The organism is Tangfeifania diversioriginum (assembly GCF_900141875.1).
Taxonomy (GTDB): domain Bacteria; phylum Bacteroidota; class Bacteroidia; order Bacteroidales; family Prolixibacteraceae; genus Tangfeifania; species Tangfeifania diversioriginum.
Genome location: NZ_FQZE01000015.1, coordinates 71,268 through 87,962 on the forward strand (window position 1 = coordinate 71,268; position 16,695 = coordinate 87,962).

The window sequence follows — 16,695 nt, forward strand, 5'->3', positions numbered from 1 at the left end:
CTTTCAAAGTAAATCTTTTTAGTCTTCCGAAACCGACTGCGCATCGACCACAGCAATGGCCACCATATTAATAATTTCACGCACAGAGCTGTCGCGTTGTAATATGTGTACCGGTTTTTTCATACCCATCAGCACAGGTCCAATGGCCTCTGCCGTTCCGAGCGACTGCATCACTTTGTAGGTAATATTTCCCGAACTGAGGTTGGGGAAAATCAGTGTATTGGCATCCTCATCGCCCAGCTTGTTAAACGGGAAACGCTTATAGCGCAATTCGCCGTTTAATGCATAATTGGCCTGCATCTCGCCGTCCACTTTCAGATCGGGATACTTTTCGTGCAACATTTCCACGGCTTTTTTCACCATAACCGGGCTGCCCTGTCCTTTAAAAGCACCAAAATTGGAATAGGAAAGCAGTGCAATTTTGGGTTCAATATTAAAACGTTTCACTTCATTGGCCGTTAAAATAGTAGTATCGAAAAGGGTTTGCGGCGACGGATTCATAGTTACGGTGGTGTCGGCAAGGAAAATCGGGCCGTGTTTGCTTATCATGATGTACATTCCCGCGATGTGGTTAAATTCTTCTTTCACACCAATCACTTGCAGTGTTGGCCGGATGGTATCGGCATATTTCCTGGAAAAACCGGATATAAAAGCATCAGCTTCGCCCGTTTCAACCATCAATGCTCCAAAGTAATCACGGTTATAAGTTTTTTCCAGCGCTTCATCGTAGGTCATCCCTTTTCGTTTCCGCTTATCGTACAGAACTTTGGCAAATTTGTGACGCTTGTCTTCCGAAACCGATTGGTACGTATCGATAATTTGCACACGTCCCAAATCGAGCTGATTCTCTTTTATAACTGCTTTTATTTTGCTTTCGTCGCCTAAAAGAATAGGATATGCAATTCCCTCATTTATTACAAACTGGGCAGCTTTCAGCACTTTAAAGTTATTCCCTTCGGCAAACACCACCCGTTTGGGATTATGTTTTGCTTTGTTGCGTATGCCCATTATGAGTTTGTTACTGATCCCCAAACGACTTGTAAGTTCCTGTTTGTATGCGGTCCAGTTTTTTATGGGCTTGCGTGCCACGCCGGTTTGCATGGCAGCTTTTGCTACTGCTGTCGACACCGTTGTGATCAAACGTGGATCGAGCGGTTTGGGAATGATATAATCTTTGCCAAAAACGATATTCTGTTTATTGTAAGCACGGGCAACCATTTCCGGTACATGCTCCCTGGCAAGACCTGCCAGTGCTTTGGCTGCGGCAATTTTCATCTCTTCGTTAATGCTGGTAGCCCGCACATCGAGCGCTCCGCGGAAAATAAATGGAAAACCGAGCACATTATTCACCTGGTTGGGGTAATCGCTGCGCCCTGTAGCCATAATTATATCTTTGCGGGCAGCAGTTGCATCTTCATAGGTGATTTCGGGATTAGGGTTGGCCATGGCAAATACTATGGGATCTTTTCCCATCGATTTCACCATTTTTTTGGTTACAAGGCCACCTTTCGAAAGGCCCAGGAAAACATCGGCACCAACCATAGCTTCTTCCAGCGTGTTCAGTTTTCGTTTGGTTACAAACCCCTGTTTGTATTTATTCAAATCGGTGCGCGATTCGTTAATTACCCCCTTGCTGTCGCACATCACCACATTTTCGGGTTTTACGCCCATACTGATGTAGAGCTTTGCGCACGAGATGGCAGCTGAACCTGCACCACTTACAACAACTTTAATATCATCAATGGGTTTTTCGTTCAGTTTTAAGGCATTGATTAAACCAGCGGCCGAAATAATAGCTGTGCCGTGCTGATCATCATGAAAAACAGGGATATCGAGTTCTTTCTTCAGTTTTTCTTCAATCTCAAAACATTCGGGCGCCTTGATATCTTCGAGGTTAATTCCGCCAAATGTGGGTGAAATGGCCTTTACATGCTCAATAAATTTTTGAGGATCTTCTTCATCCACTTCAATATCGAACACATCCACATCGGCAAAAATTTTAAACAGTAAACCTTTCCCTTCCATCACCGGTTTTCCGGCTTCGGGGCCAATATCGCCCAGGCCAAGGACTGCCGTGCCGTTGGAAATGACGGCAACAAGATTTCCTTTTGCTGTATATTTGTAAACATTGTCGCGGTCCTTCTCTATTTCAAGACAGGGTTGTGCCACACCGGGCGTGTAGGCCAGCGATAAATCGTACTGGGTGTTGTGTGGTTTTGTTGGTACCACTTCAATTTTTCCCGGCCGATCTTTCTGATGATAATTTAATGCATCAATCCGACTGATTTTTGGCATAACAAGTGATTTTTTGATTTTCCATAAAAGTAGAAAAAATTATGAATTTTATCATGATTAATGGAATCCAACTCTCACTCACCACAATGAAAAACGAATAAACTCCTGTTCCACAAATCACAGGAAATATTAAAATTTACCAGATAAAAAAATAGTTAATATGCAAATCAAACCCATTTCCCGAATACATTTTCAATCGCATCGGTGCGGTAATCGAAAATATCTTCAATCTTCTTTTTAATGAACAGCGAATTGGCAACAGAGCCTAAAAATCCGAACGGTGGTTTGTACGAAACAATGTCGGTCATCAGTACACCGCCTTCAACGGGTTCAATTTTATGTTCGTGATGCCAGATCGAGTAAGGTCCGCTTCGTTGTTCGTCCACAAAATATTCCTTCTCTTTAACCTGTGTAATTTCGGTTACCCAATTCATTTTTATGCCAAAAACCGGGCTCACTTTGTAGGTAATAATCATGCCCGGATACATTTTTTCGCCGGCATGTTTGGAGGTGATGTCAAATCCCATGTAGGAGGGTGTAATCTTTTTCAGATTGGCCGGCGATGAAATAAAATCCCAAACTTCGTCGATGGTTGCCGGAACGTTTTGCGTTTTGTGCAATTGATAGAATCCCATGGCTAAAACTTTAATTTAGAGGAATTGAAAATGCAACCTGCATGACATTAAAATCGGGTTGATAAAAAATACTCATATTTTTAACAAAATCCATCCGGTGACTCTGCTGGATACCGGCCATAATTAAATCGAACAGAAGGAGGAAGCTTCCCTGCAAAATTACAGAATTACCGTACCCGGTAAACAAATTATGCTTTTCAGGTTTTTTAATGGCATAATTTTTCAGGAAAAAACCTGCGCCAATATACAGCACATCGAGTCCGGCGTTTATGATGTAAAGGTTTTCGGTTTTAATGTGGTTTTGGAGCATTTGGGAGCCCGAAAGCGAACCCATTTCAGTAGAAAGATTATTATACAATGCGATACCGGCGATAGAAAGATTTACCGTATTCCAGAACAAATTCATCTGATGAAAATATTTGCGTTGTCCTGATGAATTGGCCCAGCCAACGGCTCCGGTTGCCATGTTGGCAATTGCCCACGAGCCCAGCACAAACATGCCGGTGTTGTTGGTTTTTAAACTTTGGGTATAGAATTGCTGATAATCAGTTTGTGCCCAAACGGGAATACAAAGTGATGCCAGCAAAAGTAAAACCAGTATATTTTTTAATCGCATTTTAAGTCAGAACTTACTTTTCAACTCAATATCTTCAGAAAAAAGCATTGCGGTTTCAATAAGCGCCAAATGGGAATAGGCCTGCGGAAAATTGCCAAGTAACCGCTTGGAATCAAAATCGATGTCTTCGCTAAAAATTCCCAAATGGTTGCTGTACGAAAGCAGTTCGTCAAACAGTTTACGGGCCTCGTTTTTTTCGCCAATTCGATGTAGCGCCTGAATCAGCCAAAAGGTGCAAATTGTAAAAGATGATGACGGCAACCCAAAATCGTCGCGGTTTTTATACCTGTACATCAACCCATTACGACTAAGTTCCCGTTGGGTAGCTTTTACGGTACTAATGTATCGGGGATCACTGGCATCAATAAAGCCATAAGTCTCCATCAGCAAGGTGGAAGCATCGAAGTCATCTGAACCGTAAGCTTGCGTAAACGATTGCAGCTCTTCATTCCAACCTTTTTTTAAGATATCCTCTTTAATGGTCTCCCGCAATCCCGACCATTTTTTAACATAGTGTTGATTTTTAATCAGTTCGGCAACTTTCACTGCCCTGTCCACAGCCACCCAACACAGGAGTTTAGAAAAAATAAAGTGACGATGATCGTGCCTGATTTCCCAGATCCCGCGATCGGGTTTGCGCCAGTTTTTACGAACTATACGCACAATGCTGCGCGTAATGGTCCAGAGTTCTTCGCTGTTTTGCAACGAAACCTCAAACAAGCTGAACTGCTGATAAATAACATCCATCAGGATGCCATAAATATCGTGCTGTTTTTGTTTGTAGGCAGCATTTCCGATGCGTACAGGTTCACTGTTTTCGTACCCTGAAAAATGGGTAAGAATTCGTTCGCGCAGGTTCTTCTCTCTTTTTATTCCGTACATAATCTGAATTTTTTCATCTTTATCCGATACCACATCGATAATAAAGTTCAGAAAACGTTCGGCACTTTTCCAGTGACCTATTTTAGTCATTATTTTGATTACCATCGAGGCATCGCGCAACCAGCAAAAACGGTAATCCCAGTTCCTGATCTCCCCAATAGTTTCGGGCAATGAAGTTGTGGCAGCCGCGAGCACTGCTCCTGTTTTATCATAGCTTAACAGCTTTAAAATTAACGCGCTCCGTAAAATTTCCTTGTTATAGCTACTGAACCGGTGCGTATCTTCCGACCAGTTCAGCCAATAAACCTCTGTGCGCTGCAATTTAAGGTAAGCCCTTTCAACCGATTGTTTCAGCAACTTTTGGTTATAACTAACCAGGAAATAAATATCATTATCTTTTTCAATTTCAATTTCACTTCCGTCAAGTACTCTCTCTTTATTGATATTGGTATAGAGATAAAGCGAGTCGTAGGCACCACTTTGGGTAAAACTCTTCACAAAATGTTCACGCACTTCGGTAATGGTTTTGCGTTCGGCATATTCCAACTTAGGTTCGTATTTTATTTTAAACCGTGGGTTTCCCGATTTCCATTTCATGTACCGTATTAAATCGGGTGGCGAATAAACCTGTTGCCGGCCGTTGTGATAATGATAGCGGGGCATAAAATCCAGCAGCTCAAAGCTGTCGGCCCCGTTCGAAAAGCTGGTAATCAGAATATTTGTTTTATCTAAATATTTTTGAGAAATCGTGTAGCTGTCATCTGTGATAATTTCAAAGCTTCCGCCAATATCTTTATCGAGCAATTTTGCAAATACCGATGCAGAATCAAACACCGGCAGGCACAACCATTCCAGCGATCCTTTTTCCGATATCAGGGCAGCACTTCTGCAATTACCAACAATTCCGTAGTTCAAATTATCCATTTTAAAATGTTTTGCAATTTCTTTTTTGCAATTTGGTTAATTTTACGTATTATAATGTGCGAACAAATATAGAAAAACTATGAGTCGATTTTTAATTATTTCAAACCGTTTACCGGTACAGCTAAATATTACAGAAGATAACATTGATGTATCGCCAAGTGTTGGTGGCCTTGCCACCGGAATGCAAAGCGTAAGTAAATCATTTAACAGCCTGTGGATTGGTTGGTCGGGGGTTGACCGCAGAGAACTTTCGGACCAGCAAAACAAAAAAGTGAGCCAATTGCTGAAGGAAGAAGAGTGTGCTGATGTGAATTTAACCGACGAGGAAGTTGAGCTCTACTACGAAGGGTTCAGCAACAAAACCATCTGGCCGCTGTTCCACTACTTCAACCAGTTTGTTCACTACGAAGAGGAACAATGGGAGGCCTACAAAAAAGTGAACCAGAAATTTGCGGATGTTATATCAGAAAATATGAAGGATGTGGACAAAATCTGGATTCACGACTATCACCTTCTACTGTTGCCGCAAATGATTAAAGAGCGTTTTCCCGATGTAACAATCGGTTTTTTCCTGCACATCCCCTTCCCTTCCTACGAACTTTTCAGAATTCTGCCGTGGAGAATGGAAATTATTAAAGGAATGCTGGGTGCCGATTTGCTTGGATTCCACACCTTCGATTACGAAAGGCACTTTATGAGTTCTGTGCGCCGGTTGCTGGGCTACGATATCAACATCAACGAAATTAACTTGCCCAAGCGAATTGTAAAGGTGGACAATTTCCCTATGGGAATCGATTACGATAAGTTCCACGAATCGGCACTGGAGTCCCAAAAACGCTCGGTACGCGACAAATCGGAAGTCAGAAAAGAACTGGAGCGCTACTACCTGCTGTATCCCGAGACCAAGTTTATCCTGTCAATCGACAGGCTGGATTATACCAAAGGGCTAATAAACCGCCTGGAGGCATTTGAATATTTCCTTCAGGAATATCCGGAATACCGCGACAAAGTTACGCTCGTGATGCTGGCCGTTCCTTCGCGCATTGGAGTTGACCAATACCAGCAAATGAAAAGCGAAGTGGATGAAATTGTAGGGCGTATCAACGGAGAATTTTCCTCCATCAACCGGACACCCATCTGGTACTTTTTCCGCGCCATGCCGTTTGAAAACCTTGTTGATCTGTACAACTACTGCGAAATTGCGCTCATTACACCCATCCGCGACGGCATGAACCTGGTGGCCAAAGAATTTATCGCATCCAAAACCGACGGCCGCGGGGTGTTGATTCTCAGCGAGATGGCCGGTGCTTCAAAAGAGATGAGCGAGGCGCTGATTATCAACCCGAATGACAAAGCGCAAATTGCTGCCAACATTAAGAAAGCAATTGAAATGCCGCTGGAAGAACAAATTGAACGGAATACAATACTCCAGAAAAGACTGAAACGGTACAATGTTGAAAAATGGGCTACAGACTTCCTGAATGGCATGGAAGAAGTTCGCCAGAACGAACAAAACTACAAAGGGAAAAGACTTACCAGCTCCAATAAAAACAGGATTATTAAAAATGTCTGCAAATCGGATAACCGGATTTTCTTTCTCGATTACGACGGAACACTCACCGGTTTTGAAGACAACCCGAAACATGCCAAGCCCGACCAGGATTTGTACAACCTCCTCGATGAACTGTCAAAAAATCCGAAAAACCGGGTAGTTCTCATCAGCGGGCGCGACAAAAATACTTTTGATGAGTGGTTTGGTGATAAACCTTATACTTTAATTGTGGAACACGGTGTATGGTTCAGGCCGGCCGGCGATAAGTGGCAGATGATTGAACCGCTCGACGACAGCTGGAAAGAGAGCATCTACTCGGCACTGGAATCGTATGTGGACCGCACGCCAGGTTCATTTATCGAAGAAAAAAATTACAGCCTGGTTTGGCACTACCGAAAATCGGACCCCGAACTGGGCTTAAACCGCGCCATTGAGCTGAAGGACGAACTGACCAGCCTGGTTTCAAACCTTAACCTGGAAATACTTGAAGGAAACAAAGTAATTGAAATTAAAAACCGGGGAATCAATAAAGGAAGGGCAGCCCAAAAAGTGCTCGACACACAACCCGCCGATAAAATTGTGGCCATTGGCGACGACTGGACTGATGAATTCCTCTTTTCAGAACTCCCCGACGATGCCATTACCATTAAAGTGGGAATGGCCAAAACGGTAGCAGGTTTTAAAGTAGAAAACTTTGTGGAAGTGCGCGATATGCTCAAACAATTTGCGTGCAACGGGAATTCAAAGAAATAAAACAAAACACTGTGCCATATAAACAAGGGGTTGCCCGGTTGGATACCTTTGGTGCAACCCCTTGTTTTTTTACATCTTGCTATTTCCTGAATTCAGGCACCTCCTTTAAAAACGAATAGCTGCCATTTTCATAATCAATGGCACAAACAAAATGCTGCAAGCCATTGGAAACTGCAACCAAATCAACTTTTAATGTCATATTGTAACGCACGACCTGATCGAACGTTTCCTGGTTTATTTTTACGCCCGGGGCTTTAAATTCGGCCACCAAAAATGGTTGCCCGGTTCGGTGGTAAGTCAGCAAATCGAACCGGAACAGTTTTCGGTTCATAGTAATTTGCTTTTCAACAGCCATCAGCGATTTCGGATATTTTTTCTGCCGAATGAGATACTGGATAAAATTCTGACGCACCCACTCCTCGGGAGTCAGCGAAACAAACTTTTTTCGCACCTCATCGAAAATAAATTTTTTACCTGCTTCTGTTTTAAACCTGAAATTATTTTCGGGTAAGTTCAGTTTTTGCATTTCAATAAAATTATTACTTGCCAACAAATATTGTTTGCACAAATGTAAAAATGTACTTTTGCGATGACCTGTTGTGTTGATATGAACAAATTAAACCATTCTTCTGTAATTTTAATTAATGAAAACGAAAAAAGAAATTGTTGAAAACTGGTTGCCGCGCTATACAGGGAAAAACCTGGATGATTTTGGTGAGTATATATTGCTTACCAATTTTATGAATTACGTGGAAAAATTTGCACTGCGTTTCGAAGTTCCGGTTATTGGAGGCGACAAAAATATGCCCAATGCCACTGCCGAAGGAATCAGCATCATCAACTTTGGCATGGGGAGTCCCAATGCAGCAACGGTTATGGATTTGCTGGGAGCCATAAAACCCAGGGGAGTTTTATTTCTGGGGAAATGCGGCGGCCTGAAAAAGAAAAATAAACTGGGCGATCTCATTCTGCCCATAGCTGCCATCCGCAATGAGGGAACTTCGGCTGATTACCTTCCTCCCGAAGTGCCGGCACTGCCCGCTTTTAATATTCAGCGCGCCGTTTCGCATATTTTACGCGAATCGGGAATTGACTACTGGACTGGCGTGGTTTATACCACCAACCGCAGGGTTTGGGAATTTGACGAACGCTTTAAAAAATACCTCACCAAAACCCGGGCAATGGCCATCGACATGGAAACAGCCACACTTTTTACCGTGGGGTTTGCCAATAAAATACCCACCGGAGCGTTGCTGCTGGTATCTGATCAGCCGATGATTTCGGCAGGGGTTAAAACAAGCCAAAGCGATAAACTGGTAACATTGGAATATATTGACATGCACATTCAGGCAGGAATTGATGCACTGCTCGAAATAAAAAACCATGGCCTTTCTGTTAAACATTTAAGATTTTAATATGGATTTTGAAACCATTTTAGAAAACCTGAAAAAGAAAATTTATCATCCCATTTATCTCTTGCAGGGCGAAGAGCCTTTTTTTATCGATCAGGTTTCGAATTACATTGAAAAAAATGTGTTAACCGATGCCGAAAAAGGATTCAACCAAAGCATTTTTTACGGAAAAGATTCCGAACCGCAAAACATTGCCGAGAGTGCTCTCCGCTTTCCCATGATGGCCGACAGGCAAGTGATTATTGTTAAAGAAGCCCAGAGCATGAAAAAAATTGAAAACCTGGGAAATTATGCTGAAAAACCCATGGCTTCAACAATTCTGGTTTTAAACTACAAATACAAAAACCTTGATGCGCGAACCAAGCTGGCTAAAGCCATAAAAAAGAACGGGGTAATTCTTACCACCAAAAAAATCTACGAAAACCAGGTGCCGGCGTGGATTGAGAAATACCTGAGAAAACACAACTTTACAATTGAACCGCAGGCAGCACAAATTTTAACAGCCTACCTCGGAACAGATTTAAGTAAAGTGGCCAACGAACTCAACAAGCTTGTAATTGCTGTAAAAGAGACCAATCAAATCACTCCCGCCCACATCGAAAAAAACATTGGGCTGAGCAAAGATTACAACCTTTTTGAACTGCAGGATGCCCTCGGGACCAGAAACATTTTTAAAGCCAATCAGATTATTCAGTATTTTGGTGCCAACCCGCAGCAACATCCTATTCAGAAAACCACGGCCACGCTGTTTTCCTACTTTTCAAAAATATTTTCGTACCATTTTCTAAAAGATAAATCGGAACGTGGTGCCGTTTCCCAGCTGGGAGGCCATCCGTTTTACATCCGAAAAATTATTGCCGCATCAAAAAAATACAACCCCACCAAACTGTACGAAATAATTGGTATTTTGCGCGAGTACGATATGAAAAGCAAGGGGATGGGCGTTTCGGGATTAACCGACTCCGGCGAGTTGCAAAAAGAAATGATTTATAAAATACTGCACTAAATGATAACATTACTCATAATTGGAATAACGGCCGTGGTCTCGTTTATGGCCTTTCAGAATAGTTCGCTGATGGAAAAACTGCAGTTCAACGCGGTGCGGGTTGTACATCATAAAGAATATTACCGGCTGGTTTCGCACGCATTTATTCATGTGGGCTGGACGCATCTATTTGTGAACATGTTCGTTTTGTATTTTTTCGGGCGAAGCGTGGAAAGTTACTTTGAATACCACTTTGCCAACAGGGCTGTATTTTATTTTCTAATTCTCTATCTGGGAGGAATTCTGGCCTCCAACATCTGGAGCCTGATAAAACATAAAAACGATTATTACTACAACGCAGTGGGTGCATCGGGCGCAGTTTCGGCAGTGCTTTTTGCTTTTATCTTTCTTGAACCGCTCCGAATGATTTACCTGTTTGCAATTATTCCAATCCCGGGAATTCTTTTTGCGGTTGGGTACCTCATTTATTCGTACCAAATGAGCAAAAAAAAGACCGACAATGTTGCCCACGATGCCCACTTTTTAGGCGCTGTGTTTGGATTCATTTTTCCTTTGCTGCTGAAACCCTCTTTATTTTCTGATTTTATCGATCAACTGTTCTCTTTTCTGTAAAAATGGATTTTTTAATTGTTAACGGAAAAATTGTAAAAACAAAAGAGACCAACCTCTCGGAATTCATTATTGACGAGCCTTTCAGCCTTTCACAAAAAATGTGGTTTGGATATGGCGGCATCCCGCTTTTTTCGGAAGATATGGAGTTGCTGGCACGACAGGCTGCTGCAATGAAAATGAACTTACCCCGGGAATTTGAAAACCGGAGGGAACTTTTCAGGATAACCAAACGCATGCTGAACAAAAACAAATTTTACCGCTCCGGACACGTTACTTTTCATCTGTTTCAAGCAAAAAACAAAACCGATTATGTTGTTACCAGCCAGCCTTTTACCGAATTTGAATTCCCTTTTTCAGAAGAAGGAACTTTGCTAACTTTTTCGAACCAAAAAAAAGTTTCCGGAAACAACTTTAATCCCTTTGCCTTTTTCAGCAAACCACTCTGGGAAACCACAATTTCCGAGCTCCGAAACACCCATTTTCATAATTCTGTTTTTATGAACGAAAAGAATGAAGTGTGCGAGTGTGCTGGTGCGAATATTTTCCTCATTCAAAAAAATGAAATAATCACACCTCCCTTAAAATCAGGTTGCTACAACGACATACTCCGCTCCATGATTTTCAGTTCGGCACGTGAAATTGGATTAAAAACAAATGAAACCACCGATGTAAAAAAATCCGATTTAATAAAGATGGATGAAATTTTCATTGCTTCTGAACTGACGGGTGTGCAGTGGGTTTTGGGGGTTGACAACAAACGTTTCCTGCATTTCATTTCGGATCAAATTCACAAAAAACTGAGTGAAAATCTGAAAAAGAAAGCGCTAAATTAATTTTTCACCGGATTTTCGGGAATTAATTCATGGCCGGATTTTCGGGAAAATTTTCCCAGATTGTGTAACGTTGCCCCACTTTTTTCACAAATTCGCCCCACGATGCCTGATCCAAATTGCTCATCACCATTTTTTCATCCACATCGTTTACCAACCACGAATCTTCTTTTATTTCCTGTTCCAGCTGACCGGAATCCCAACCGGAATATCCCACAAAAAAGCGGATATCAGCGGGATTGAGCGAACCGTTTCTTACCAGTTGTTTCAACACTTCAAAATCGCCTCCCCAGTACAAATCACCCAGCACATGAATACTTCCGGGTAATTTTTCTCCTAATTTATGAATAAAATAAATGGAGTCGGTGGCCACAGGCCCTCCCATGTAAACATCCACATCAAACTCGGGGAACCCGGGCAAAATATCATGAATGGCAACATCTACTTTTTTGTTCAGTATAAAACCAACTGCGCCCTTACTACTGTAGGCCACAAGAAAAATTACCGAGCGGTTAAAATAACTACCCGGCAAAAACGGCTCTGCAATTAAAATGCGCCCCTTCCTGGGTGCAACGTCGTTCGTTTTAATTCTGAATATGTCTAAATTGTCATTCATACTAATGGCAATATAATAAAAAACAACTTTCTGTCAAACTGTTATTGAAAGCATTACAAAAATTGTGCGATTTTTCCCGGTGAATTATTCTTCCTCAATTACAATGAAAACATCCTCGTCAGGTTTCGACATGAAATATTGTTCGCGGGCAAATTTTTCCAATTCTTTTTGGCCGGCATTCAACTCTTCCAGCTTTTGTTTATCGGCGGCAATTTTTTCGTTATAATACTCTTTTTGCTGAATGAGTTCGTTCAGGCGTTGCTTGTTTTCCAGGTTGGCCACAAAACTGTTTTCGTCAAAAAAAAGAAACCATGCCAGAAACAACACCGTGGCAATGAAATACTTATTGCCCAGCACCCGCAGCCATTTCTTTTTTCCTGATTTGTTATTGTCCATACCCAATTTTATTTGGGTCAAAAATAACACATTGAAGGGTTTAAAAAAAGGGAATGAAAAAATTCAATCCCCTTTTTATGAACAAATTATAGTTTAAATTTTTATTCCTCGTCCGGCAAGAAGTTGGGATACATGTAATTTGTTGGCGGCACAAGACTTTCCTTGATGCTGCGGATTGATGTCCAGCGCAGTAAATTGAATAATGTACCTGCTTTGTCGTTGGTACCCGAACCACGTGCTCCTCCAAACGGTTGCTGGCCAACAATTGCGCCAGTTGGTTTATCGTTAATGTAAAAATTACCTGCGGTATTGGTCAGCCGTTTTGTCATTTTCTCGATGTTGTACCGATTTTGTGAAAAAATGGCACCTGTTAATCCATACATTGAAGTTTTGTCGAGAATATCGAGTGTCTCGTCCATTTTGTCATCTTCGTACACATAAATGGTTAACACCGGTCCGAATAGTTCTTCCCGCATGGTCACGTAATCAGGTTTTTTAGCCTGAATAACCGTTGGTTCTATGAAGTAACCTTCCGACTTGTCACACTTACCGCCAAACAAAACTTCCGCATCATTATCGTCGCGGGCCCTGTCGATATAACCTTTCAGCTTATCAAACGAAGCCTCATCGATAACGGCATTCACAAAGTTGGTAAAATCTTCTGATGGCCCCATTTTCACTGTTTTAAGGTCTTCGCCCAGTTTCTTTTTCACATCGGGCCAAATGCTTTTGGGAATATACACGCGCGATGCTGCCGAGCATTTTTGGCCCTGGTATTCATAAGCTCCGCGAATCATAGCAGTTACCAGCTCAGGTGTTTTCACCGTGTTATCGGCAAAAATGTAATCTTTCCCACCGGTTTCTCCCACTATGCGCGGGTACGTTTTATACTTGTAAATATTGTCGCCAATGGTTTTCCAAATTCCCTGGAAAACTTCAGTTGAACCGGTGAAGTGAATTCCGGCAAAATCGGAATGCGTCAGCACCACATCGGCAACCACCGGACCTGACGCATAAACCAGGTTAATTACACCATCCGGAACTCCGGCTTCGCGAAATACCTCCATTACCACACCGGCAGAGTAAACTGCTGTTTTTGAAGGTTTCCAAACCACCACATTCCCCATCATGGCGGGTGCAGCAGGCAGGTTACCGGCAATAGCTGTAAAATTGAAAGGAGTTAAGGCGAAAATAAAACCTTCGAGCGGACGGAACTCGTTGTAGTTCCAGACACCACGAACTGAGCTGGGCTGCATTTTGTAGATGTCAGTCATGGCTTTTACACCAAAGCGTAAAAAATCTGACAGTTCGCAGGCAGCTTCAATTTCGGCCTGGTACACATTTTTTGATTGCCCCAGCATTGTGGCTGCGTTAATTCTTGCGCGGTACGGGCCCGAAATTAAATCGGCCGCTTTCAGAAAAATGGAAGCACGGTGCTGCCACGACATGTTTGCCCATTCTTCGCGGGCTTCGAGTGCAGCATCGATAGCCATTTCAACATGGCTTGAATCGCCCTGGTTGTAGTGCCCCAGGGTATGTTTTAAGTCGTGAGGTGGCGCCATGCGAACTTTGCGGTCAGTATAAACATCTTTGCCCCCAATAACCATAGGCAACTCAATTTCCTGCGACCGCAATTCTTCGAGCATTTTCTTCACTTCTGCCCTTTCGGGGCTCCCGGGAGCATAGCTCTTTACCGGTTCATTTTTTGCTTCGGGTACATTAAAAATTCCTTTTGACATAGTATTTGTATTTTTTGTGATTATGTTTTTTATTTTTATACAAAATTAAAGAATCAAGATTTTCAAAATCATAACAAAAATCAGGGAGTAAAATTTTTTATGACAAATAAATTGGTTATAATTAGAGAATTAAATAACGGATTGATTAAAACCAAGCAAAAGTCATATTTTTAAATTCAAGCCCCGTAAATTACGAGCAAATTGAATTTAATTAAAAATTTCAATGATTTTAGGTCATTATCTTTATTTTTATGGCATTGAGCAAACCGATGTACCATATTATTTCAGAAAAACTGTGGAATAAAAATTCGCAGCAGGAAAAGAAACGGCTTTTTGAGTTGTTGGTTGCAATAGTGTTGATTCAGGTTGCCACTCTGGGAAATCTTGTCGTTAACTTTTTCAAATCAGGATCCAATCCTTGCCACCTGTGCGATATCGGGCTGGTCGTTTTGGCATTTCTGGCCTTAATGTGTTTGCTTGGCAACAGGTTGAACTGCACGCTCAACACGCTATTTGCAGTTCCGGTTTTTGTTTATGCCTATTTCATTTCCGATTTTTACAACCATGCACCGTTAAACGATACTGTTTACCTCTCGGTAGCCTGGCTGCTGGCCGGTGCGTTTTTCCTTTTTTACTTTTCAGATTCCGATTCTAAAATTATTCTGTACTGGATCCTTTCGCTTTTTACGCTTGGTTTTCATTTACATAAAGCAAACCTGTTTTTTGATTCATTTTTCACCTCTGAATTACTTTTGCCTCATCCGTTGCTGATGTTTATACTGATAAATGCCGGAGTGTATGCATTGCGCGCCAAATACAAAAATACCGTGTCGGACCTCAGCGAAAGGCTGGCGACAACCACCCAGGGCATTTCAAAAGTTATTCAGAACACCGGTTTCTCGGTGGCACAAATAAGAGCCGAAAGGGATGAACAGGGAAATATTGAAAAGTTCCGGATTGAAAGGGTAAATATTGCTTTTGAATCCACTTTCAAAATTAATCTTCATGAAGTAAAAGACCAGGAAGCCAGCTATATTTTCGACCTCATCTTTCATGATGACCATTTCGACCTGAATAAAACCCTGCTTTTTGAAAACCACAAAACACATGAATTTCATTCCAAAAAACGGGAAAGCTGGTATAAAATACACGTGTTAAAACCGAATTACAACAAGTTTTATATTCTTTTTGAAGACATTACCAAAGCGAAGAAAAAAATTGCCGAACTGGAGAGCAGCCGAAAAAGATACAAAGTACTGCTTGAAGCGATTCCCGATATGTTTTTTGTTATTGGGAAAGATGGCACTTACGAAGATTTTGTAATAAAAGAGAGTGACTTGTTTAAAGTTGAAGACGTAAATATTGTGGGCAGCACCATTTACGATGTGGGGTTCCCGAAAAACATGGCCGAAAAAATTTACGGATGCATCCAAACTTCACTAAAAAACAACTCGCTCGAAACCATTGAGTATTCGTTGAATACACCCAATGGTACTTATCTTTTTGAAATGCGGCTGGCCAAACTGAATGCCCGCTCGGTAATTTCGGTGGCGCGCGACATTACCCGCCGGAAAAATGCCGAATTCAGCCTTGAAAAAGCCAAGAAAAAAGCCGAGGAATCCGACCGGTTAAAATCAGCGTTCCTTGCCAACCTGTCGCACGAAATTCGGACCCCGCTGAATATTATCACCAATTTTACGCGAATGCTGGCCGACACCGAACTGGAAAATACAGAACGCACCGAACTGGCCGATGCCATTTCGCAAAACGGCACGCAGTTGCTCAACATGATTGACAACACCATTCACCTGTCGAAAATTGAAACAGATGCAGTTAAGGTACAACCTTCATTCTGCAAGGTAAATACCCTGATGCGCGATATATACAATCGCTTTAAACCACTTATCCCAGATTCACGAGAGGTAAAACTCAACCTCGATCTCGATGTTCCCAACCCTGCATATGGCTTTACAACCGATTCGCGCCTGCTGAGCGAAGTGTTGCTGATATTGGTTGACAATGCCATAAAGTACACCCAAAAAGGTGAAATTCACATTGGTTACGAAATGCTGCGCAACGAGCAGGTCAAGTTTATTGTTTCCGATACCGGAATTGGCATTCCCAATGAAGAAAAAGAAAATATTTTCAGCCGCTTCTACCGGGTAAAAAACGAAATCAATGAAATTACCTCCGGCTCAGGACTGGGGTTGCCCATTGCACAACATTATGTGTTGCTTTTAGACGGGGAACTTCAGTTGGAAACAACTCCGGGCAAAGGCACTACATTCAGTTTTTTACTTCCGTTTAAAGAAGGTGAAGGGTATTTGAAGATTGTGAGTTGAAGTTAACCGGTTACAAAAAATCCGGGGTTCATATCCCGGATTTGTAGTCAATTCTATTCCATCAAAAAAAACTCATCTGCCAATG

Annotated in this window: 14 protein-coding genes; 6 read left to right on the forward strand and 8 right to left on the reverse strand. The window is 42.0% G+C overall.

The genetic code is table 11. The features are described 5' to 3' along the window. Window positions 1-18: 18 nt before the first annotated feature. From BUC07_RS21735 to BUC07_RS10920, 4 genes are all read right to left on the reverse strand, one after another. Window positions 19-2,295, reverse strand: a complete 2,277-nt coding sequence (locus BUC07_RS21735; protein WP_073169283.1) for an NADP-dependent malic enzyme — start codon at window positions 2,293-2,295, stop codon at window positions 19-21. A gap of 167 nt (window positions 2,296-2,462) precedes the next feature. Beyond that, window positions 2,463-2,930 (reverse strand): SRPBCC family protein, encoded by a 468-nt coding sequence (locus BUC07_RS10910; protein WP_073169285.1) that lies wholly within the window; start codon window positions 2,928-2,930, stop codon window positions 2,463-2,465. Between the two features lie 10 nt (window positions 2,931-2,940). Beyond that, window positions 2,941-3,546, reverse strand: a complete 606-nt coding sequence (locus tag BUC07_RS10915) for a DUF6992 family protein (RefSeq protein ID WP_073169287.1) — start codon at window positions 3,544-3,546, stop codon at window positions 2,941-2,943. A gap of 6 nt (window positions 3,547-3,552) precedes the next feature. Beyond that, window positions 3,553-5,352, reverse strand: coding sequence for a glycoside hydrolase family 15 protein (locus BUC07_RS10920; RefSeq protein WP_073169289.1), 1,800 nt, complete (start codon window positions 5,350-5,352; stop codon window positions 3,553-3,555). Window positions 5,353-5,431: 79 nt separating this feature from the next. Here BUC07_RS10920 and BUC07_RS10925 point away from each other — a divergent pair, with 79 nt between their 5' ends. After that, window positions 5,432-7,657 (forward strand): bifunctional alpha,alpha-trehalose-phosphate synthase (UDP-forming)/trehalose-phosphatase, encoded by a 2,226-nt coding sequence (locus BUC07_RS10925; RefSeq protein WP_073169290.1) that lies wholly within the window; start codon window positions 5,432-5,434, stop codon window positions 7,655-7,657. A 79-nt stretch (window positions 7,658-7,736) separates the two neighbouring features. Here BUC07_RS10925 and BUC07_RS10930 read toward each other — a convergent pair whose 3' ends face one another. Further along, the gene (locus BUC07_RS10930; RefSeq protein ID WP_139279543.1) at window positions 7,737-8,183 is read right to left on the reverse strand and encodes a type I restriction enzyme HsdR N-terminal domain-containing protein; all 447 of its coding nucleotides are present in this window, start codon (window positions 8,181-8,183) and stop codon (window positions 7,737-7,739) included. Window positions 8,184-8,301: 118 nt separating this feature from the next. Between BUC07_RS10930 and BUC07_RS10935 the strand changes: the two genes are divergently transcribed. Genes BUC07_RS10935 through BUC07_RS10950 form a run of 4 tightly spaced genes read left to right on the forward strand, consistent with a single transcriptional unit; the run spans window position 8,302 to window position 11,520 of the window. Continuing rightward, window positions 8,302-9,072 carry an AMP nucleosidase gene (locus tag BUC07_RS10935; RefSeq protein WP_073169292.1) on the forward strand — a complete coding sequence of 257 codons (771 nt, stop codon included), beginning with the start codon at window positions 8,302-8,304 and terminating at the stop codon, window positions 9,070-9,072. Between the two features lies 1 nt (window position 9,073). Further along, window positions 9,074-10,075 (forward strand): DNA polymerase III subunit delta, encoded by a 1,002-nt coding sequence (holA, locus tag BUC07_RS10940; RefSeq protein WP_073169294.1) that lies wholly within the window; start codon window positions 9,074-9,076, stop codon window positions 10,073-10,075. Beyond that, entirely contained in the window at window positions 10,076-10,687 is a 612-nt protein-coding gene (locus BUC07_RS10945; protein ID WP_073169296.1) for a rhomboid family intramembrane serine protease, read from the forward strand. It abuts the gene before it with no gap. 2 nt (window positions 10,688-10,689) lie between these two features. Next, window positions 10,690-11,520: an aminotransferase class IV gene (locus tag BUC07_RS10950; protein ID WP_073169298.1), complete on the forward strand. Its 831-nt coding sequence runs from the start codon at window positions 10,690-10,692 to the stop codon at window positions 11,518-11,520. Window positions 11,521-11,542: 22 nt separating this feature from the next. Here BUC07_RS10950 and BUC07_RS10955 read toward each other — a convergent pair whose 3' ends face one another. The 3 genes from BUC07_RS10955 to pruA all read right to left on the reverse strand — a co-directional run bounded on the left by BUC07_RS10955 (window position 11,543) and on the right by pruA (window position 14,268). Then, entirely contained in the window at window positions 11,543-12,133 is a 591-nt protein-coding gene (locus tag BUC07_RS10955; RefSeq protein ID WP_073169300.1) for a YqgE/AlgH family protein, read from the reverse strand. Window positions 12,134-12,217: 84 nt separating this feature from the next. Beyond that, a complete protein-coding gene (locus BUC07_RS10960; protein WP_073169302.1) occupies window positions 12,218-12,529 on the reverse strand; it encodes an FtsB family cell division protein in 312 nt (103 codons plus the stop codon). Between the two features lie 101 nt (window positions 12,530-12,630). Beyond that, window positions 12,631-14,268: an L-glutamate gamma-semialdehyde dehydrogenase gene (pruA, locus tag BUC07_RS10965; RefSeq protein ID WP_073169304.1), complete on the reverse strand. Its 1,638-nt coding sequence runs from the start codon at window positions 14,266-14,268 to the stop codon at window positions 12,631-12,633. A gap of 251 nt (window positions 14,269-14,519) precedes the next feature. On the opposite strand from pruA, the gene BUC07_RS10970 reads away from it, so the two are divergent. Then, entirely contained in the window at window positions 14,520-16,610 is a 2,091-nt protein-coding gene (locus tag BUC07_RS10970) for a sensor histidine kinase (RefSeq protein WP_073169306.1), read from the forward strand. Window positions 16,611-16,695 lie beyond the last annotated feature (85 nt).